Annotated in this window: 21 protein-coding genes; 7 read left to right on the top strand and 14 right to left on the bottom strand. The window is 63.2% G+C overall.

The genetic code is table 11. From position 1 onward, the window contains the following. Positions 1–25: 25 nt before the first annotated feature. Positions 26–1,531, bottom strand: a complete 1,506-nt coding sequence (locus tag RBB31_RS00105) for a PAS-domain containing protein (protein WP_306127228.1) — start codon at positions 1,529–1,531, stop codon at positions 26–28. 74 nt (positions 1,532–1,605) lie between these two features. Beyond that, entirely contained in the window at positions 1,606–3,000 is a 1,395-nt protein-coding gene (gene regB, locus RBB31_RS00100; RefSeq protein ID WP_306127227.1) for a sensor histidine kinase RegB, read from the bottom strand. Positions 3,001–3,088: 88 nt separating this feature from the next. On the opposite strand from regB, the gene RBB31_RS00095 reads away from it, so the two are divergent. Both RBB31_RS00095 and RBB31_RS00090 read left to right on the top strand, forming a co-directional pair. Then, complete coding sequence (locus RBB31_RS00095) at positions 3,089–3,715, top strand: SCO family protein (protein ID WP_306127226.1); 627 nt, start codon at positions 3,089–3,091, stop codon at positions 3,713–3,715. Between the two features lie 67 nt (positions 3,716–3,782). Beyond that, a complete protein-coding gene (locus tag RBB31_RS00090; RefSeq protein WP_306127225.1) occupies positions 3,783–4,334 on the top strand; it encodes an ActR/PrrA/RegA family redox response regulator transcription factor in 552 nt (183 codons plus the stop codon). Between the two features lie 97 nt (positions 4,335–4,431). Here the strand turns inward: RBB31_RS00090 and RBB31_RS00085 are convergent, their stop codons facing one another. Then, on the bottom strand, positions 4,432–4,917 hold the full coding sequence (locus RBB31_RS00085; protein ID WP_306127224.1) for a GNAT family N-acetyltransferase: 486 nt from the start codon (positions 4,915–4,917) through the stop codon (positions 4,432–4,434). Further along, entirely contained in the window at positions 4,914–5,480 is a 567-nt protein-coding gene (locus RBB31_RS00080) for an HD family hydrolase (RefSeq protein ID WP_306127674.1), read from the bottom strand. Before RBB31_RS00080 ends, RBB31_RS00085 begins: the two co-directional genes overlap by 4 nt. Positions 5,481–5,774: 294 nt before the next feature. Here RBB31_RS00080 and RBB31_RS00075 point away from each other — a divergent pair, with 294 nt between their 5' ends. Together RBB31_RS00075 and ahcY are read left to right on the top strand one after the other, a co-directional pair. Then, positions 5,775–6,089, top strand: coding sequence for a hypothetical protein (locus RBB31_RS00075; RefSeq protein ID WP_306127223.1), 315 nt, complete (start codon positions 5,775–5,777; stop codon positions 6,087–6,089). A gap of 116 nt (positions 6,090–6,205) precedes the next feature. Beyond that, positions 6,206–7,594, top strand: coding sequence for an adenosylhomocysteinase (gene ahcY, locus RBB31_RS00070; protein ID WP_306127222.1), 1,389 nt, complete (start codon positions 6,206–6,208; stop codon positions 7,592–7,594). 135 nt (positions 7,595–7,729) lie between these two features. Here ahcY and RBB31_RS00065 read toward each other — a convergent pair whose 3' ends face one another. After that, a complete protein-coding gene (locus RBB31_RS00065; protein WP_306127221.1) occupies positions 7,730–8,392 on the bottom strand; it encodes a BON domain-containing protein in 663 nt (220 codons plus the stop codon). Between the two features lie 188 nt (positions 8,393–8,580). Here RBB31_RS00065 and RBB31_RS00060 point away from each other — a divergent pair, with 188 nt between their 5' ends. The 3 genes from RBB31_RS00060 to RBB31_RS00050 are packed head-to-tail and all read left to right on the top strand — an operon-like array spanning position 8,581 to position 11,204. Then, complete coding sequence (locus RBB31_RS00060) at positions 8,581–9,228, top strand: SRPBCC family protein (protein ID WP_306127220.1); 648 nt, start codon at positions 8,581–8,583, stop codon at positions 9,226–9,228. Between the two features lie 10 nt (positions 9,229–9,238). After that, complete coding sequence (locus RBB31_RS00055; RefSeq protein WP_306127219.1) at positions 9,239–10,414, top strand: zinc-dependent alcohol dehydrogenase; 1,176 nt, start codon at positions 9,239–9,241, stop codon at positions 10,412–10,414. Positions 10,415–10,424: 10 nt separating this feature from the next. Beyond that, entirely contained in the window at positions 10,425–11,204 is a 780-nt protein-coding gene (locus RBB31_RS00050; protein ID WP_306127218.1) for an SDR family oxidoreductase, read from the top strand. Between the two features lie 92 nt (positions 11,205–11,296). Here the strand turns inward: RBB31_RS00050 and RBB31_RS00045 are convergent, their stop codons facing one another. The 9 genes from RBB31_RS00045 to RBB31_RS00005 all read right to left on the bottom strand — a co-directional run bounded on the left by RBB31_RS00045 (position 11,297) and on the right by RBB31_RS00005 (position 19,201). Beyond that, positions 11,297–11,623, bottom strand: coding sequence for a hypothetical protein (locus RBB31_RS00045; protein WP_306127217.1), 327 nt, complete (start codon positions 11,621–11,623; stop codon positions 11,297–11,299). Between the two features lie 147 nt (positions 11,624–11,770). Further along, a complete protein-coding gene (locus RBB31_RS00040; RefSeq protein WP_306127216.1) occupies positions 11,771–12,259 on the bottom strand; it encodes a ferritin-like domain-containing protein in 489 nt (162 codons plus the stop codon). Further along, positions 12,256–13,371, bottom strand: a complete 1,116-nt coding sequence (locus tag RBB31_RS00035; protein WP_306127215.1) for a glycosyltransferase family 2 protein — start codon at positions 13,369–13,371, stop codon at positions 12,256–12,258. Before RBB31_RS00035 ends, RBB31_RS00040 begins: the two co-directional genes overlap by 4 nt. Continuing rightward, positions 13,368–13,931, bottom strand: coding sequence for an SAM-dependent methyltransferase (locus tag RBB31_RS00030; protein ID WP_306127214.1), 564 nt, complete (start codon positions 13,929–13,931; stop codon positions 13,368–13,370). The genes RBB31_RS00035 and RBB31_RS00030 overlap by 4 nt, the downstream gene beginning before the upstream one ends. Continuing rightward, positions 13,931–14,635, bottom strand: a complete 705-nt coding sequence (locus RBB31_RS00025) for a PIG-L deacetylase family protein (protein ID WP_306127213.1) — start codon at positions 14,633–14,635, stop codon at positions 13,931–13,933. The genes RBB31_RS00030 and RBB31_RS00025 overlap by 1 nt, the downstream gene beginning before the upstream one ends. Next, a complete protein-coding gene (locus RBB31_RS00020; protein ID WP_306127212.1) occupies positions 14,632–15,729 on the bottom strand; it encodes an acyl-CoA dehydrogenase in 1,098 nt (365 codons plus the stop codon). The genes RBB31_RS00025 and RBB31_RS00020 overlap by 4 nt, the downstream gene beginning before the upstream one ends. Before the next feature lie 3 nt (positions 15,730–15,732). Next, the gene (locus RBB31_RS00015) at positions 15,733–16,776 is read right to left on the bottom strand and encodes a glycosyltransferase (protein WP_306127211.1); all 1,044 of its coding nucleotides are present in this window, start codon (positions 16,774–16,776) and stop codon (positions 15,733–15,735) included. Beyond that, positions 16,773–17,741: a glycosyltransferase family 2 protein gene (locus tag RBB31_RS00010; protein ID WP_306127210.1), complete on the bottom strand. Its 969-nt coding sequence runs from the start codon at positions 17,739–17,741 to the stop codon at positions 16,773–16,775. Before RBB31_RS00010 ends, RBB31_RS00015 begins: the two co-directional genes overlap by 4 nt. Further along, complete coding sequence (locus RBB31_RS00005) at positions 17,738–19,201, bottom strand: glycosyltransferase family 2 protein (RefSeq protein WP_306127209.1); 1,464 nt, start codon at positions 19,199–19,201, stop codon at positions 17,738–17,740. Before RBB31_RS00005 ends, RBB31_RS00010 begins: the two co-directional genes overlap by 4 nt. Positions 19,202–19,762 lie beyond the last annotated feature (561 nt).

Genomic DNA, 19,762 nt, shown 5'->3' with positions numbered 1-19,762 from the left:
AATGGCCTGCAACCCACAGCGCAGTTCAGACGGACACTTTTGCAGCCGTGCGGGACACCTTGCCAAGGGCACTCAGCGTTATGATCGCAGAATTGCCCGGCAGGTGCCGGACATGGCAGGACAGCAACGCACCATTCTGCCCGGTCAGCGTGACCTTGACCGCGTCGCGTGCCAGCACCGCCTGTTCGATCCGTGACCAGTCCAGGCCCGGCAGCACCTTGCGACCGGCCGCCAGGAAATCGCGCAACGTCATATCCGCGAACGAGGCGTCGGGATCGACCTCGAGCATCTGGCGGCAGGCCAGGTTGCACAGGGTCAAGACGTTGTCCGGACCGAACACGACCATGGCCTGGTCGCTGGCGTCGAGCACGGCATCCCGCAGGCAGATCTGGCTGTTATAGTGCCGCGTAAGCGAGACGTTGTCGGTGATATCTTCGAACAGAAAGGCGATTGCCCCGTCCGGGTGCGGACGCCCGGTGACGCGATAGGTCATGCCGTTGGGCAAATGCCAGTCCTCGAGATACAGACCCCCGGCGGCGGTAGTGATCATGTCCTCGATCTGCTTGCGCCAAGTGGCGTAGTCCTTCGGCTCCGGCAGAACGCGATTGTCGCGCAGGCTGTCGAAGAACTGCATCAGTGGCAGTTGCGCCGACAAGAGCGGCGCGGGAAGCCCGGTCAGGTCCAGCAGCGCGGGATTGAACAGCGCCAGCTGGCGGTTCCGGTCAAAGATGGCAAGGCCGGTCGTCAGGTGGGCGAATATCTTGGTCAGGGTCTGGATGAATTCGCGCCGGACCGTTTCGGCATGTGCGACGCGGGTGACGTCGGTGGCAAAGACGGCGCGGACGTCGCCCGTCTGGACGTGCTCGACCTCGAAAATACGGTCCGGCGGGGTGTCTTGCGAGGGTACACGCACGCGGGTCGCGCCGCCCGCCCCGGTGGAAGCCTCGACCAGACGTTGCGCAAGGGAGTGGGGATGATCGGCGAAAGCGGAGTTCTCCCAGATCGTCTGGCCGGCCGTATCCAGCATGCGCACGGCACAGGGAGCGTGGTCGAAAACCGCCTGGTAGCGCGCGACGGCGTTGTCCAGCCGGCGCGCGCGGTGCCGGTCGAGCGGACCGGGGGCGACAGGCTCGGTTACCTCGACCCGTTCGGCACCGTGGTGGCGCGAGAGGGTCAGCGAGGCACTGTCGCTGTTGCCTGTTGCGGGCAGATCGCGGCTTTCGCCGTCTTCCAATTCGGTCAGGGAGCGGGGCAGCGGCCCGAAGCGGTTGCCCAGCCAGTGGCGCAGGTCGGACCATTGGCCGATTTCGCCCGAGGCAAGACCCGACAGGGCATCGGGCCGGGTATCCAGGTGCGTGAGCTCGTCGTCGTGAAAAAGGAAACTGGCGGAGAGTGCAGCCTGCTTGTCCGGTGCGGGCGGGTCCTGTGCGGCGGCGCGCCACGACCGGCCCAACACCCACAGAACCAGCAGCGAGATCACCGCCGAGGCCGCGAGAGCCAGTGCAAGCGAAAGAGGCGTGAAACCAGCCATGCAAAATGTCCCTGCTCCCGTGACAGGCACCAGCATGACGCGCCAAGGTTAATGCGCCGTTAACAAGTCTTGCCTCAGGTCTCGATCAACTGGTTGTCGCCCAGGGACTGGCGACCCTGCCGGTCGTCGCTTTCCAGCCGTGACCGCGGCCAGGACACCTCGACAAAGGCGCCTGTGCGGTCGGAATAGCCCTCGCGCTTGCGGAACGAGTCGCTGCCGTTGGCAAAGGTCAGGTCCGCGCCCGAGCGTTCCAGAAGCGTCTTGGCGATGAACAGGCCCAAGCCCATGCCCTCATAGCCCGGGCGCTGTGCGTCGGAGCGTGCGGCGCGCCGTCGGATGAAGGGCTCGCCGATGCGGCCCAGAAACTGCTGTGGGTAGCCGCGCCCGTCGTCCATGATCCGGACAGTGATGTTCGTATCGCTCCATTCGCTGTCGATCCAGACACTGTTTCGGCTGAAATCAACCGCATTCTGGATCAGGTTGCGCAGCCCGTGGATGATTTCGGGACGGCGCAGGACGGTGGGTTGCGGCCCGGCATGGGCGATGTCGGCGACGATCTCGAACCGGATGTCCTTGCCCCGGTGAAGATGCGGTTCGGCGGCCTCTTCCAGCAGTGCCGAGAGCGGCGCGCGGCGCAGGTGCAGGTCATCCTTGCCCGCCCGCCCCATGGACCGAAGGATATCGCGGCAGCGGTCGGCCTGTTCGCGGATCAAGAGGGCGTCGTCGCGCAGGTCGGGATGGTCGTCCAACTCCTCGGCCAGTTCCGCGCTGGTCAGCTTGATCGTGGCAAGAGGCGTGCCCAGCTCGTGCGCCGCGGCGGCCACCACCCCGCCTAGGTCGGTCAGCTTCTGTTCGCGGGCCAGTGCCATCTGCGTGGCCTGCAACGCCTCGGACATGGCGTACATTTCCGAGACGATCCAGCGGGAATAGACCCCCAGGAACACCACCGCGATCAGGATCGCGGTCCAGTTGCCGAAAAGAAAAAGGTCGGGGATGAACAGCAGCTGCCCGTTCTGCGCAGTCAGCGGCATGTAGAAACGCGTCAGCAGGGATGTGATCAGGATCGCCGTGCCACCGAGAAAGATTGTCGAGCCGGCGGTCAGCGCCGAGGCCGAAACCGTGACCGGCCCCACGATCAGGATCGAGAACGGGTTGTGCAGACCCCCGGTCAGGTACAGCAGCACGCTGAGCTGCAGCATGTCGAACAGCACCACCAGCAGCGTCTCGCGCTGGCTGAGCCGCTTGTTTTCCGGAAAGACGAAATAAGCCGTGACGTTGGAGATGATCGACAGGCCGACGACGAAATAGCACAGCCCGAAGGCGAGGCTGAGCCCCAGCACGTATTGCGCGACCAGGAGTGCTGCCAATTGCCCGATCACCGCCCACCAGCGCAGCATGATCAGCGTGCGCAGCGGGACCGACTGCCGGCCGGAGCCGAATTCCTGCGAGGTCGCGTGGGTTTGTGCCATGCGTGATCTTGTCTCTCTTTCCTTCGCCGAAGGGTGGCTTTAGATGTGCCACAGGCAAGCGGATATTCCTAGCGAGAGGGCGGGCGCCATGACACGAGTATATGCAATTCTTGCGGGAGTGGCCGTGATCGCGTTGCTGGGCGTGACTTATTTCGTCACCCAGCGCGGTGGCGCGGACGGCGAACAGTTCGCCCAGTGCCGGGGCGGCGCCGTGGTCGGCGGGGCCGGTGCCATCGGCGGGCCGTTCACGCTGGTCAGTGAAACCGGCGAGACGGTGACCGAGGAAGACGTGATCGACAAACCGTCGCTGATCTATTTCGGCTATACCTTCTGCCCCGATGTCTGCCCGATCGACAACGCCCGCAACGTGGCCGCAGTGGAGATGCTGGAGGAGCGGGGGGAAGACGTGAAGCCGGTCTTCATCACCGTCGACCCCGAGCGCGACACGGCCGAGGTGATGCGCGAGTTCACCGATGCCTTCCACCCCGATCTGCTGGGCCTCACAGGCAGCGAGGAGCAAGTGAAGGTCGCGACCAACGCCTATCGCGCGTTCTCGTCAAGACAGGACAGCGATGATCCCGATTACTATCTCGTGGACCACTCGACATTCACCTATCTTACCCTGCCCGAACATGGATTTGTCGAGTTTTTCCGGCGGGATGACACGGCAGAGCAAATGGCCGACCGTGTCCAGTGCTACTTAGATGCCAGTTGACCCTGCGATAGTTTGACGCATCATGGGCCAGCGCTAGATCTAAAGGCGCAAGCGGGAGGAGACTTGCATGACAGCCGAGCACACGGAGATCGGAGCCGACAGGACATTGCTGCTTGTCGATGACGACGAGCCCTTTCTGCGGCGCCTGGCAAAGGCGATGGAAAAGCGGGGCTTCGAAGTGGAAATGGCGGGCTCCGTAGCCGCGGGGCAGGCCATCGCCACGGCGCGGCCGCCGGCCTATGCCGTGTGCGATCTGCGGCTGGAGGATGGCAATGGCCTCGACGTGGTCGAAACCATTCGGGAAAGGCGGCCCGACAGCCGGGTCGTGGTGCTGACGGGCTATGGCGCGATTGCCACCGCTGTGGCGGCGGTGAAGATCGGGGCGACGGACTACCTGTCGAAACCCGCCGATGCGACGGACATTACCAACGCCTTGCTGGCCAAGGATGACGAAATGCCGCCGCCCCCCGACAATCCGATGAGCGCCGACCGCGTGCGGTGGGAGCATATCCAGCGGGTCTATGAGTTGTGCGACCGCAATGTCAGCGAGACGGCGCGGCGGCTGAACATGCATCGCCGGACATTGCAGCGGATCCTGGCGAAACGCTCACCGCGATAAAGCATTTCGACTTCTGATGGATCACCTTTCGCTGCTTGAAATCTGACGATTTCAACGCAAAAGGTGATGCAGTTCGATTTATCCCAAAGCCGAAACGCTACAGATCGTAGCGCTTGCACAGGCGGTCGACGGTGGTGCCGTCGGCCAGCACCGTGTCGGGCAGGCGTCGGTAATCCTCGAACCCCTTGCTTTGGTAATAGGTCAGGCCGCTTTCGTTGTCGGCGCGGATCGTGGCGTTTATCCGTTCGTAACCCAGCCGCCTCGCGAGGGTCTTTGTAGCCTCGAACAGTTGCGAGCCGATCCCAAGGCCGGTCTGACCCAGCCGCACGAAAGTGGCGATGTCCGCGGCCTCGGGCGGCAGCTCGGGATGCGGGCCGATATGCTGGAACCCAAGCACATGAGCGTTGTCGTCCTCGGCCAGTATCCAAGCGGTTTGGCCGGGATAGAGACGCATTTCAGACCGCATTTCATCCGCAGTGATCGGAGTGGTCCGCGCGGTGGTGCCACCTTTGGCGATGATCTCGTTCAACAGATCCGCCATCTGGCGCGCGTCGAGCGGATTGGCCTGCCGGACGTGGATCATTCGGTTAGGCGCATCAGCTCGGCGTGGCGGGCGGTGTAATCGGCGCGGGCCTCCATCGGCGGGCGCAGTACGATGCGGAGACCCTCGACGATTTCAGACGGAGGCGTCCCGAAAAAGCGGGTCGCCTCGGCTTCGGAAAAGCCGGCGATGGTCGTCGCCTCCATCCAGGCGCTGATCTTGTCGGCCTTCTTGATCGTCTTCTTGACCTGCGCCGGGATCGTGGCCGGCAGGCCAAAGCGCAGGTGCACCGCCGCTGCCAGCCGCCTGTCGAGCACGTCATACCCCGGCCCGACGGCATTCTTGACCGGCGAGATCATGTCGCCGATCACGTATTCCGGCGCGTCGTGCAGCAGGGCGGCAAGTTGCCATTTCGGCTCGGGGCGCGGAACAAGGCGGGAATAGAGCCTTTCCACCAACAGCGAATGCTCGGCCACGGAATAGGCGAAATCGCCGTTTGTCTGCCCGTTCCAGCGCGCGACGAAAGCGAGACCGTGGGCGATATCCTCGATCTCGATATCGACGGGCGTCGGGTCCAGCAGGTCGAGACGGCGACCGGACAGCATCTTTTGCCAGGCACGGGGAGGCGGCACGGCGGGCTCCGTGGTAAAAGCGATTGTCCTTGGTGTATGCGCGGGCCGGACGAATTGCAAAGCTTCGCTGATCCGAGCCGCTTGCCACATTCTCGCCACATTTCATCCGCACACTGGCCATATCGCATCACTGCTGCCAACGATGCCGGGCGCACGAGGCAAATAGACAATCGAGCACCGCCCCGCATCGACGTGACCGCGACCATAAACGGGGCGGGCCGGGTCTGCTGCGGCGTGCCTTCGATAAACCTGTGAAAGGAGCTTGAGATGATCAGGCAACTGACAGCGGTCGGGGCAGCATTGGGCGCATTCACCACCAGCACGCCCGCCACAGCCGCGCATTGTGCAGACCGCGAGACGGTCGTGGAGCGGCTGGCCGCGCATTACGACGAACAGCCCACCGCCGCCGGCTTGCAGACGGCGGATGACAAGCAAGCGCTGGTCGAGGTTTGGTCGTCGCGTGAAACCGGGACCTTCACCGTGATGATGACCATGCCCGACGGCAAGACCTGCATCATGGCCACCGGCACCGACTGGCACCAGCAAGGACCGGACGCGCATGTGCTGGGATCGGCCAGTTAGACCGCGCTTGAATTGAAACGTCCGGACCGGGCGTCGCAGCGGGGGCAAGTGTGCATTGCCCGTGGAACGCGCCGGTGCTATCTGCCCTGCAACACGCGATTGCAAGGATTGAACAGATGGCAAAAGACTATGTGGTGAAGGATATCAGCCTCGCCGCTTTCGGGCGCAAGGAACTGGATATCGCGGAAACCGAGATGCCGGGCCTGATGGCCCTGCGCGAGGAATACGGGGCGGAGAAGCCTCTGAAAGGCGCGCGCATCGTCGGCAGTCTGCACATGACCATTCAGACCGCCGTTCTGATCGAGACGCTGAACGCGCTTGGCGCCGATGTGCGCTGGGCCTCTTGCAACATCTTTTCGACGCAGGACCACGCCGCGGCGGCGATTGCCGAGGGCGGCACGCCGGTCTTTGCGGTCAAGGGTCAGACGCTGGAAGAGCACTGGGATTACCTGGACAAGTCGTTCCTGTTCGAGGACGGGCCGAACATGATCCTCGACGACGGCGGCGACGCAACGCTGTATGTCCTGCTGGGTGCACGGGCCGAGGCGGGCGAGGATGTAATCCCGACGCCGACCTCGGAAGAGGAAGAGGTCATCAAGGCCCAGATCAAGAAGCGGATGGAGGCCAGCCCCGGCTGGTTCACCAAAATCCGCGACCAGATCAAAGGGGTCAGCGAGGAGACCACCACCGGGGTCAATCGCCTGTATCAGCTGGTGCGCGACGGGCAGCTGCCCTTTCCTGCGATCAACGTGAACGACTCTGTGACCAAGTCGAAATTCGACAACAAGTATGGCTGCAAGGAATCGCTCGTCGACGGGATCCGCCGCGCCACCGACACGATGATGGCCGGCAAGGTTGCCGTCGTGATGGGTTATGGCGACGTGGGCAAGGGCTCTGCCGCCTCGCTGAAAGGCGCCGGCGCGCGGGTGATCGTGACCGAGGTCGACCCGATCTGCGCGTTGCAGGCCGCGATGGACGGGTTCCAGGTGACGACGCTGGAGGATGTGGTGAAAACCGCCGACATCTTCGTCACCACCACCGGCAACAAGGATGTCATCCGCATCGAGCATATGCGCGAGATGAAGGACATGGCGATCGTCGGCAATATCGGCCACTTCGACAACGAGATCCAGGTGGCCAGCCTGAAGAACCACAAGTGGACCAACATCAAGGAACAGGTCGACATGATCGAGATGCCCTCGGGCAACCGCATCATCCTGCTCAGCGAAGGGCGTCTGCTGAACCTCGGCAACGCGACCGGCCACCCGTCCTTCGTGATGTCGGCCAGCTTTACCAACCAGGTGCTTGCGCAGATCGAGCTGTGGAAGAACGGCGGCGAGTACGAGAACAAGGTCTATATCCTGCCCAAGCATCTGGACGAGAAAGTGGCCCGTCTGCACTTGGACCGCATCGGCGTGAAGCTGACGGAACTGGCGCAAGACCAGGCGGACTATATCGGCGTCTCGCCTGAAGGCCCCTACAAGCCGGAGCACTATCGCTACTGAACGTCGAGATATTTCGACCGCCGGGATGCCCTGGCGGTCAGCCTCTCGTGCGCAGGTCAATCCCGAGGGCCTGCGCCATCTGTTAAAAAGGCACAGGCCCGACGGTGAGTTGCCAAAGCACCTTTCAGGCTTTGGTTAAGGCACCTTTACCCGCAGATTGTTCTGCACGTGGGTCACGCCCGAAACGTCGTGGGCGCAATCCTCGGCGCGGCGCTTTGCCCTGCGCGAATCGACCGTCCCGTCCAGCGTGACCTCGCGGTCGCTGACCGAAACCGTGATTTCGCTCGCGTCGACATACGGGTCGTCGGTCAGGCGTTCGTGCACGTCCTCGTCGATCCGCGCGTCGGACCGGACATAGCCCTTGGGGCCGCGTCCGCGGTGGTCCTCCTCGCGCCGGGCGTGGGCTGCCTCATCTCCGAACCAGGAGGCTATCTCATCCCCTGCCCGGTCCAGGAAACCGCGATCCTCGCCCTGTTGATGTTCGGGCAAATGCCGGTCGCGCTGGCGTTCTGCGCGGTCCGGGCGGGCATAGGGGCCGTAGCCGGCACGCGGTTCGTCGAACGGCATCGCGCCGTGGCCGTAACTGTCGGACATCCCGCCCGCGTAACGTCCGGGCGGATCCCGCCATTCGTCACGCTGGCCACGTGGGCCGTAGCCCGGCCTGTCATCGCTGTGACGGTGCGGGTGATCCTCGGGGTGGTAACCGCGCTGTTCGCCGTTACTGCGGCGTTGCCGATCCTGCAGGCGTTCGTGACGCGCAAATTCCTCGCGTCCCAGGTCATCGTAATGTCGTGCCATGGTAATCCTCCTCTCGACCCGACTTCATGTCGGAACGTGGTGTCATGGTGCGGGAACCACGGATCGGTCCGTTTGTTCCCCCCACGGGCCGACCCTGCCCGGCAAGGCGCGGGAAGTCGCCGAAACCCTTCATCAATCCGGGAACATTGCGCCGCACCACCTGTTGAGGTTGGGAATGGAGGCAATTCATGGAACATGATTACAGAGTAAATGTCGGCACCAAGGGGCGCGACGCGGCCCTGATGCTCGGGGCCGGTCTTTTAACGGTGGGGGCTGTGGCATACTGGCAACAAACCCGGACGCCGCCCCGGTTGCCGGGGGTCCCCGACAGCGCGCCCGGGCGAACCAGCCGGCAGAGCCGCTATGGCGACTACGCGGTGTCCGGCCGCAGCGTCACGATCAACCGGCCGATAGACGAGGTCTATGCCTTCTGGCGCGACTTTTCCAACCTTGCCGGTTTCATGTCTCATGTCGAGAAGGTGGAGACCGAAGGCGACATGACCACCTGGACCATCGCCGCCCCCGGAAACCAAAGCGTGACGGTGCGCAGCCGCATCGTCTCGGACCGCGAGAACGAGGAGATCGCCTGGCGCTCGGTGGAGGAGTCGGACATCGACACCGAGGGCAAGGTGATGTTCCGCGAGGCGCCCGGCGGGCGCGGCACTGAGGTAGAGGCCGTCATCGCCTATGTCCCGCCAGCAGGACGCTTTGGGCAGATGATCGCCAAGCTGTTCCAGAGAGAACCGCGCGTTCAGGGGCGACATGAACTCAAGCGCCTGAAGATGTTGATGGAAACCGGCGAGATCACGACCTCGCAAAATCGCAAGACGGATTGAGGAGAGCAAGATGCGAGCGCTGACTTATCACGGAACCCATGACGTGCGCGTTGACACCGTGCCCGACCCGCAGATCGTCAATCCCCGCGACGCGGTGATCGAGGTGACGGCCACGGCCATCTGCGGCTCGGACCTGCACCTATATGACGGGGTCATTCCCGGCGTGATGCAGGGTGATATCCTGGGCCACGAATTCATGGGCCGGGTGGTCGAAACCGGCCCCGACAGCACGCTGAAAAAGGATCAGCGCGTGGTCGTGCCCTTCACCATCTCCTGCGGCAAATGCTTTCACTGCATGAAGCAGCAGTATTCGGCCTGCGACAACTCCAACCCGGCCGAGAAGCAGGATCTGACCGAGCCGCTTTATGGCGAGGCATTGTCCGGCCTTTTCGGCTATTCGCACCTCACGGGCGGATACCCCGGCGGGCAGGCGGAATACGTGCGCGTGCCCTATTCCGATGTCGGTCCCATCGTCATTCCCGACGGCCCCTCGGACGAGGAGGTTCTGTTTCTGTCGGACATCCTGCCCACCGGCTGGATGGCGGCGGAGAATTGCGACATCGAGGAAGGCGATACCGTCGCCGTCTGGGGCTGCGGGCCTGTGGGTCTGTTCGCGATCCAGAGCGCGCTGCTGATGGGCGCGCATCAGGTCATCGCCATCGATCACTACCCCAATCGACTGGACCTGGCGCGCAAACTGGGCGCGAAGGTGATAGACTATCGCCGGACCCACGTTCTGGAAGCCCTGCGCGAGATGACGGGTGGTATCGGCCCGGACGCGGTAATCGACGCCGTGGGCATGGAGAGCCACGGATTTTACCCCGACAACGTGATGGATACGGTCAAGCAGAAGGTCGGCATCGGTGCCGATCGCGGCCACGTGCTGCGCGAGGCGATCATGGCCGTCCGCAAGGGCGGGCGCGTTTCCATGCCCGGCGTCTATGGCGGCTTTCTCGACAAGTTCCCCACCGGGGCCTTCATGGAGAAGGGCCTGCAATGGCGCACCGGGCAGACCCATGTGCAGAAATACAGCGAAGAGTTGCTGAAGCGCATCCAGGAGGGCGAGATCGACACCACTTTCCTGATCTCGCACCGCCTGTCGCTCGAAGAGGCGCCGACAGGGTACGAGAATTTTCATTCCAACCAGGACGACTGGACCAAGGTGGTCCTGACGCCCGGAGCCTGAGGAGGCGATCATGGCAGACGAGACCAAGCTTGCGGTCATCACCGGCGCCTCCACCGGCATCGGGCGGGAATTGGCGCGCATCTGCGCAGAGGAGGGGCACGACCTCATCCTCTGTGCCAACGAAGCGAAGCTGGAAGAGGTCGGTGCCGAATTGCGTGACAAGGTCGATGTCGACCTCCTGCACGCCGATCTGGCCACCGAGGACGGCGTGAACGAACTCGTCGCCCATCTGGGCAGTCGGCACGTCGACTACCTGATGGCCAACGCGGGTGTCGGGCTGGGCGAGGCGTTCCTCGATCAGGACTTTGCCGAAATCCGTCGCGTCATCGACCTGAACGTCACCGGCACCACGCTGCTGCTGCACAAGGCGGGCCGCCTGCTCAAGCGGCAGGGGAGGGGCCGCATTCTGGTGACCGGGTCCATCGCCGGCCTAATGCCCGGCAGCTATCAGGCGGTCTACAACGCCACCAAGGCGTATATCGACAGTCTCAGCTACGCGCTGCGTAACGAGTTGAAGGACACGGATGTTTCCGTCACCTGCCTGATGCCGGGCCCGACCGAGACCGAGTTCTTCGACCGGGCCCACATGGAGGATACGCCGGTGGGCCAGGATGATGGCAAGGATGATCCCGCCATGGTGGCCCGAAAAGGATATGACGCCATGATAAAGGGGCAGAGCGGCGTTGTCACCGGCTTCATGAACAAGGTGGAGGCGACCTTTTCCGGGCTGCTGCCAGATACCGTCATCGCGCAGATGCATCGGCGGATGGCCGAACCTGAGGATAGCTGAGACGCAGGCAGAACCCGCCGCGCGGTGGATGGCGCGCCAAGCCCGGATGGCTTGACCGTTTTTCCTGACGTATCGCGACACTTCGGACGCATTCAGCTCAATATCGCGAAGAGCACCAGCGCTCCGATGGCAATCAGCAAGAAAGGTATCAGCCATTTCCGCTTTTTGCCTCGGGCAGGTTGGTTCATGCTCACAGGACGAGGGCCGGTTGGACTTGCAGGTCCGGCAGGGCGTTTTTCGATTTCATGTTGACGTGCAGTGCGAACTTCCTCGGGTGTCGGGCTGAACCCGCCCGCTTCTGCATCGGTGCCAAGAGGCGCGGCGGCCGGATCGGGAAATCCGACTTTATCCGCCCCTTCGCCACGATCTATATCGTCCCGCAATTTTGCGGTCGTGTCGGTGTGTTTTTTCTCGGTCAAGGTGGTCTCCTTTCGAACAACGCCCCATCGGGACGCGTCAGGGACGGTCCGAGTACGATCGCCGTTACCTGCTACGGCGGGCACTCGGCCGGGGCTGTCGCTAAGCAGTGAGGCGATGATCACCGCCTCACTGGCATGGCATGTCGTTCAGGCCTTGGCTTCGAGGTTTCTGGACCGTTCTGCGAGATCGGTCATGAAATCGTCAGACCCATAGATCTTGTCCAGCGCGGCATCGAGTTTCTTCACGGCATCGTCCAGTCCGAGCGCTTCGGCGAAGGCCTTGGTCGTTCCGAAGCCGGCGATCCCGTAGTGGCACAGCCGCTGGTACTGCGCGATGATCGCGACATCCAGTGCGGCGCCGCTCATGTCGCTGTCGAGGCCGTGCTTGCGGGCCTCCGACACGAGGCCTTCCATCCCTTTGCAGTGCTCCTTTTGCACTTCCGCACCGGCGTCTTCGAGAAGGGATTTCAGAAGGTCGATGTGTTTGCCGATGCCATCCTTCGCTGTATTCAGTCGGTTCGACAGCTTGCTGTCGGACGCCTTGTCCGCCATGGACGAAACGACGCCCGACATCTGGTCATTCGCGGACCAGAGATCCTGAAGTTCTTCGATATAAAGGTCTTTCAACGTTGTCATCCTGGGCTCCTTTCACGGTCGGCACGGCCGACACGTTGGTTTGAGTTGATGCAGGAAAGCGGCCTCATGGACCAGTTCGCCTGCAGATCGACGTCAGCGAGGATGTTCACTGACGCCTTGTCCGGTTGCAGCGCGCCAGAGTGGGAATTGGGCAATGCTGTTGCCGGAGCCATCGCAGCGGTCTTCGACCGCTCCGAATTCCGAAATCTGTCCAGTCGTTCGATATGGCGCGGCAGGTCATGCACACTGAAACGCAGTCGGGCGGGCACTTGCGGCGGCCAGACATCGAGCGATCTGCGTTCGACATGGCTGACAAGCCAATCCGCCGGCGGAAGGCAGTCGTCGACCAGGTAATCCGACGCCCCGATGCGCGACCTTAGCGTGTCCGACATGCCTCCGGATGCCCGACCCGCAAGGCGGCAGGAGGCCTGCACGGTCACATCGTCGGCGTGACGCACCCGGCGCCGGGCGGAGCGAAGCGCCCGCACGATCCGACGGTCTTCGCCGCAGGGGATCGGGGCAAAACCGCCAGCCGCAAGGTATCCGCTCTTCGAGAACGCCAGGCTTGCGCCCGCGGCCTCGCCATGCGTCCCGGCGACGTCCGCGCACCCCTGGGCGTGACCGGCGTAGATCTCCTGCACCAGCTTTCTGTAAGTGCTTTCCAGCGATACAAACTGCGGGTTCACGCCATCGAGGATATCTGCCTCGACCGCGATCGGCTCGACCTTGCCGCACACCGCGTCGGACGTCTCGAGATGCGCCAGGTTTCTGGCGAGCCATTGGGGGGCAACGATGCAATCCGCATCGGTCGTCAGCAGGTATCTAAGCGCCGGAACGTGCTGAAGGGCATGGTCACACCCGATACGCCGTGCGGTTCCGACGCCCTCGTGTGGCTCGAGTCTGCGCTGCAACACCCTCAGATCCAGGCCAAGCCTGAGGGCCGCGTCGCGGGCCCTGGCAACCGTGCTGTCTGTCGAGTTGTTCACTACCACGATCACGACGACCCTGGCCGAGCATTGTTCGGCCAGCGCGTTCAGGCAGTGCGCTATGCGTTTCTCCTCGTTCCGGGCGGGGATGACGATGGCCGTGTCTTTTGCGGGGGCGGGCCTCATGATTGTACCCCCGGCAACCCGCGGTCGATGCGATAACCGTCGGTATGCGCCACGCGGTCGAAATCATGTGTGGCCAGCGCCCGCATGAAAATGGCCAGCGCTTCCTCGCCCTGCAGATCGTTCCCCGTGTCACCCAGCCAGGACACGCAGAGCACCTCTGCCTCAGGCCAGGAGGTTGCGATTGCGCCGGCCAGAGTCTGCAGACTGCCGGAGTCGAGAAAATAGAGGATCTCTGACAGAATCAGCAGGTCGAACTCGTCCGCGGGAAGAGGACAGGGAAAGAAGCCGTGGATGAAGCGGGCATCCGGCACCGTATTGCGGGCGGCCTCGATTGCAACGCTCACCGCATCCATGCCGGTGTAACGGTCGCAGATGTCTGCAAGAGTCCGGGCCAGTTGACCGTTGCCGCAGCCCAGTTCAAAGGCTGAAACATAGTGAGGCCGTGACAGGGCGGCCCGTGTTGCGGCGAACTTGGCCTGCTCGTAATCGCTATGCTCGAAATCCCATGGGTCCGGGGTGTCGGCATAAAGCGCGTCGAGATGAGTGCGGCCCACAGCCATCACGGCATCCTCCAGAAGATCTCGTCTTCGGTCAGGAATTTCTCGACGAACCCCGGCGGAAGGGTAAAGCCCGATGGATCGTCGGTGACAACCTGCCCCAGTTGGGTCCGATGTGCGTGGATCGCTGCATGCTTTTTCCCGGTCAGATCACCCGGCGGCAGATAAATCGGAGCGCGATGGGCGACGGTCTGCTCGAACTGCGGATCGTGCCAGCGGCACCAGACAGGATAGCTGTAGAATGTCCAATCGGGGCGTCGGTCGCGCAGTCCGGTCGCGATACGCGCGGTGACCTGATGATCCGCGTGCTGGTCTTCGGCTGCGGGAACGAAGACATGGCGTGCGCCAAGGGTTTCGATGACCAGTTCCAGCCGGGCGGCAACGGTCGTCTCGTCTGCCTGACAAAGGCGACTGTCGGCCATGCCCAGCCATGTCAGATCATGTGCGCTGCCGCCGAGGTGTTCGATGGCCTGGGTCAGTTCGGCCCGTCGCCGTGCCGCCAGCCGCTTGGGTGTCCAGACGCTCGACCCGGGATGGCTTGCACTTCCATCGGTCAGGCAGACGACATGAGCGCCTGCGCCCCTGAAGGCGCGCGCCAGCAATGCGCCGCAGCCCAGGGATTCATCGTCGGGATGCGGGGCCAGGACAACGAGCTTTTCGTGGCCCTGGAAGGCGTCCGGCAACAAAGGCAAGTGCGCGATATTCATCCGAACACCCCCCAGATCCGCCCGTCGTTTCCAAGGGCCGTTTGCGCCGCCCGCTGCAGGAACGCATCCCGGGCGACCTGCCGCAGATAGACCGACAGATCGCGGGCCATGCGCCCGGTCTCGGACCCGACCTCGAAATGTTGCAGGCCGATGCTTTGTTCGACCGCCCGAATGGCGTCGAGCCCCACCTCTTCGGTATAGAGCCGGGCGGCAATCGATGTGGCAACGATGTCATCCTGCGCGACGAAGTGGTCGGCGCTTGCGGCGGCGGCCCGCTCGGTCATTGCCATGCCGGCCCAGGCGCGCATCAGCACGTCCATCAGACGAGCCTTCTGAGCCTCTGCATCCATGCGTTCCGCGGCGCGAAGTTTGGACGCGGCCCTGTCCAGCAAGCCCACGGTGGCGCCGGCCTGCAACGCGGCGATCCGCCAGACCCCACCGACGAAATGCGGCTCCTTCAGGTAATCGCCGGGGCCGCCGATCCATTCGACCTCATCGGCTGGCACCCCCGTGAAATCGTACCCGCCCGAGGCTGTCGAACACATCCCCTGCATGTTCCAGGTCGAGGGGTCGGCGCGGGCGGCGTCCGTCACATCGACCAGGGCCAGACGTACTTCGGGACCAGAGTTAACCGTGACAAGCGCGCGGGTCACGGTGCCCAGACCCGAGGCATAATGCTTGTTGCCATCAAGGCGCTTGGCTGCGGCATCCAGCGTCACCGGCACATTGCCATCGGCCCCCCAGACGCCCAGCAAGGCTCCGTCGGCTATACGATGGACCGCGTCCCTCTTCTGCGCCTCGGAACCATGGAGGCGAATGAGGTACAGCGCGTTGACATGCCCCTCCCAAAGCCGTCCGACGGACAGATTTGCGGCGCCGACCTGCATGAGCGCGCGAGCGGTGCGGGCGGGATCGGTCGCGCCGTCATCCCTCAGAAGGCCAGCCTGCCGCAGCAGATCGATGGAGCGGCTGATCGGTCGTTTCCCGCGCTCTTCATCCGCGGCGGCGGCGTGAAGGGCCTGTGCTACATCGGGCGGCACAGGTTCGCGGGCATGGGATGGTGGCAGCTGGTTTAAAGGTGCGAAGGTTGTCATGATCTAAACTGTGCTCATTTGCGGGCGCGTCGGGACGGAATCGAGTAGTCGGGTCCAGTCCCTGGCGACCTTGCTTAATCGAAAGGCCGGGTTGGCGGTGACCTGCGGCGGGGCGTCGCGCCATGCGCGGATGCGCGCGAGGATCTGAGCCGGGTCATGCCCGTCCACCCGCTGATCCGCATCCGCGACGATTTCCGCATTGGCGCCCAGTTCGCCATGCACCACGACGGGCGTGCCGACCGCGTTGGCCTCGGCCAGGACGAGGCCGAATGTCTCTGCAAAGGTTGTCTGGGGGTAAAACAGGCACAGCGCACGGCGCATCTGCCGGATCAGGGACCGGTGTGACAGCGACCCCATGAAAACCACGCCACTTGGGACCGGGCCGGTGTCCCACCGCAGATAACCGGGATCCGCGACGGCGAGCGTCAGCGACGGTAAGGCGTCGCGCAGGGTGGCGAATTGTTCGAACACTTCTCCCAGCCCCTTGTGAGGCGAGCTGGCGAACAGCAATCGGTCGCGATTGCGGGGCGTGTCGTCGGGGCGCAGGGCGTCGTCTATCGGATTGCAGATCACGCGGATGCTTGGAACATCGTCCGCGCCCAGAAAGGTCGCGAGTTCACGCGCGTGAGTGTTGGATACGCAGATGACGGTGATGCCGGCGGCTTTCAGTGCGGCGCCCATCTTGCGATTGTGACGACCGGGATAGACGTGCAGCCAGAGGAATACAGGCGTGTCGGGGTGTTGCCTGCGCAGTTTGACCGCCACCTTCCAGCGGTTGATGACGATCAGGGTGGCAGGCTCTTTCGCGGCATCGAGGTCCTGGAGGGGCCGCAGCTCTCCCGCCTCGGACAGGCGCCGATTGTCGCGGCCGTTCTGATAATGCGTGATCGCGAAGCGTGAGCCGAGGGCCTTCGCCACCCGCAGCACTGTCGCTTCCGTACCGCCAAGCCCGCCAGAGTTCAGATCCGGCAGATCATAGCCCCTGGCGCTGCAGGGATCGACAATCGCGAAGGGGGCGCATGCGGTCCAGTGTCTTATCGTCTTCATTGCGCGGCCACCTGTTCCGCCGAGACTGACGACAGGATCCTTTCCACTTGCACACAGGTGTCATGCGTCGCCGGGATGTCGCGCCGCCGAAGAAGGTCGGGTCGGCTGACCCAGCTTACGCCAAGCGCCGGGATATCCACCGGCACGGGATCGACCCTGCCGCTGCGCCGCCAAAGATCGACCTTTTCCCAGACCATCTGCCGATCGGCCTTGCGTCTGGAACTATCGTAGTCCGAGACTGCCGACTGTGTCAGGCTGTCGGGCGTCTCGATCTTGGTCAGCAGCAGTTCCGGCACGACCCAGATGATCTCTCCGTTCAGGATCAGCCGATTCCGGAATTCCCGGTCCTCCTCGATACAGTCCTCGAACCCGCCAAGCCGACCGAACACGCCGGCGCAGAACAGACCCGAGTTGATATGCGTCCAGTCACCGGGAACGCGCGAGCCCATCTGGAGATTGGGAAACACGTCATCCAGCAGAGAGATGTCGCGGCGGATTTCGACGCGGCGCCCGTCGGGCAGGATCATCTCGTGATGTGTCAGTGCCGCACTGACCTGGAGCCACTGACCCGCTGTCTTGCCCGCCAGGTCCCAGTTCAGGCAATCGTCGGCGCCGATGTCCCGTGCCGTCAGGACACGTACCTGATGCAGCACCTTGTCACGGTGGGGCAAGTCGTCGGAATCGTGAAACGTAACCGCATCGCCACCGGTCAGCAGAAGGCCCGCATTCTTGGCGTTGGCGGTGCCCAGGTTGTTGGCCAGCCGGATATAGTTGAAACGTGCGTCGGACAGGAACGGGCGGACGGCCTCTTGGGTGGCGTCGGTGCTTGCATCGTCGATCAGGGTGACACGAATGTTCCACCAGCTTTGATCCAGCGCGGCGCGGATGGCGCCTTGGATCAGGTGCGCCCGGTTGAAGGTCGGGATGATGATATCGACCAGGGGTGCGCGCGGATCGGACGTCATGGCGTGATCACTTTCTTCGGCGCAATCAGCGCCTTTCGATAGTTTCGCAGGCTTAGGTCGGTAATCACCGCGGCAGGCAGCGGCAGCATCAGGCAAAATAGTGCCGTGAGGATGAGCGGATTGCTTTGCGGTGCCGTGATCAGAGCGATGAGCGCGGCTGCGAACAGCAGCAGATGACAGGAATGCAGATCTCTGGGGTTCGTGCGGCATGCGCCGGACTTGTCGGTCACGATGAAGGTCAGCGACCCGCCGCAGAACGCATCGAAGGTTGCCTTTGCCGATTGCGGTGCCAGAGCGATACGACAGGCGAGAGCGTGCAGGATCACGCCGGGCGCCAGGTGATCGCGCACGCCGCGACCGATGACCCGCAGGACAATGTCGCAGAGACCAAGCACGATGACCGCGGCCGCCAGCGTGGGCGCGATGGTCTGATCCCATCCTGCCATCAGCCAGACCAGCAGCATGATGCCGGGCACCAATGCCGGGTTGAACCAGGCTGTCAGTTGCGACAGGATCACCAGACGCTTTGGCAGCAAGAGCGAGCCTGCGGGAGTCATGATCGTCCGGAAGTGACGCAACAAGGTCTGGAAGTTGCCGCTGCTCCAGCGATACCTCTGTTTTTCAAGATCCTTCAAGGACAGCGGCAGCAGGCCCTGGCCCACCACCTGATTGATGAACCGACCGGTAAATCCCGCATCGCAAAGACGTACACCGAGTTCCGCGTCCTCGGTCGTGGTGGCGCCGGACCAGCCGCCTGCGGCAACGAGCGCCGGTTTGGAGATCACACAGAGCGTGCCGGTCAACAGCACCGCCTCGGCCTCGTCGGCGACGGCTGCATTGGCCCGGAAATATTCTTCGAGTTCGGCATCTATTCCCGGTGCCGCGGTCGTGGTGGCGACGTAGGATTGCGGGAACTGGACATAGTCCGCTCCGGTCCGATGCAGGGCTTCCGCGGCGCGGCTCAGGAAATCCCGGTGCACGACATAGTCTGCGTCCACCGTCACAACATGGGTCGTATCGGGGCCGGAATGTTCCAGCGCGATGTTGAGAGCACCGGCCTTGGCGCCGCTGACGCCTGTCCGGTGCAGAAACGTGATGCGGTCTGGATGGCTTTTGCAGAAGCACTCCACCGGTTTCCACAGGGTCGGATCGAGCGTGTTGTTGTCCATCACGATGATCTCGCGGAAATCGGGATGCCAATCCTGATCCAGCAGGGCCCGCAATGTCCGGATGACCATATCGGGCGGCTCGGAGTGGGTTGCGACATGCACCGAGAAGTTGGGTTTCTCAGTGTATTTGCGGGCCGAGCCAATTCGTGCCGGCAGCCGCGCGATCAAAGATCGAAGGGCGATCAATGTCAGCTGAACGGCGATAATCGCCACGCACACCGTGGCCCCAACCACAGGTATTGCGACCGCAAGAATCGATGCTCCCCAGACAGGAGCCAGCCGGCGTTTCATTGAGTATCCTTAAGATGTCGCGTCCGCACACTGCTTTCGCGGAAGGTCGTCGAGGCCAGGCCACTGTCCTCGAAGCATTAACCCGATCCGAGCACAGGTTGTTCCACCCGGGAATCCCGGTAGCGGGAAAGAGCCGACCGACTTCATCGGAGGCCACATCACGCAGGGGTGTCGACCCAAGCGAGCCCTTGCTTTGGGGAACCGAAACCCCGCAGCGACGGTTAGATTCGAGAAACGGAAATGAAAGGAAACGCCATGCGCAATAGCGCATTATTGGCACTTGGAACCACGGCATTGGCCTTGGTGCTCGTGGCTACGCGAAACCGCAGGTCTCACTCACCATCCGTTTTGTCACGGCAAGGCTCGGAAAACCGCGTCCGTGTCGCAGGGCCGCGCGAAATGACGGACCCTCCAAGGCAATGGAATATGGTTGATGAGGCGGCGGACGAATCCTTCCCTGCGAGTGACCCGCCTGCGAACTATTAGGGTAAATTCGGATCAGCCTTTATCATCCCGACCGAGTCCAGCTCGAGAGACGTCCTGACGAGAGAGGCGGGGGGG

The organism is Roseovarius sp. MMSF_3350 (assembly GCF_030733425.1).
In the GTDB taxonomy this organism is placed as follows: Bacteria; Pseudomonadota; Alphaproteobacteria; order Rhodobacterales; family Rhodobacteraceae; genus Roseovarius.
This window is presented reverse-complemented; position numbering and strand designations above follow the sequence as displayed.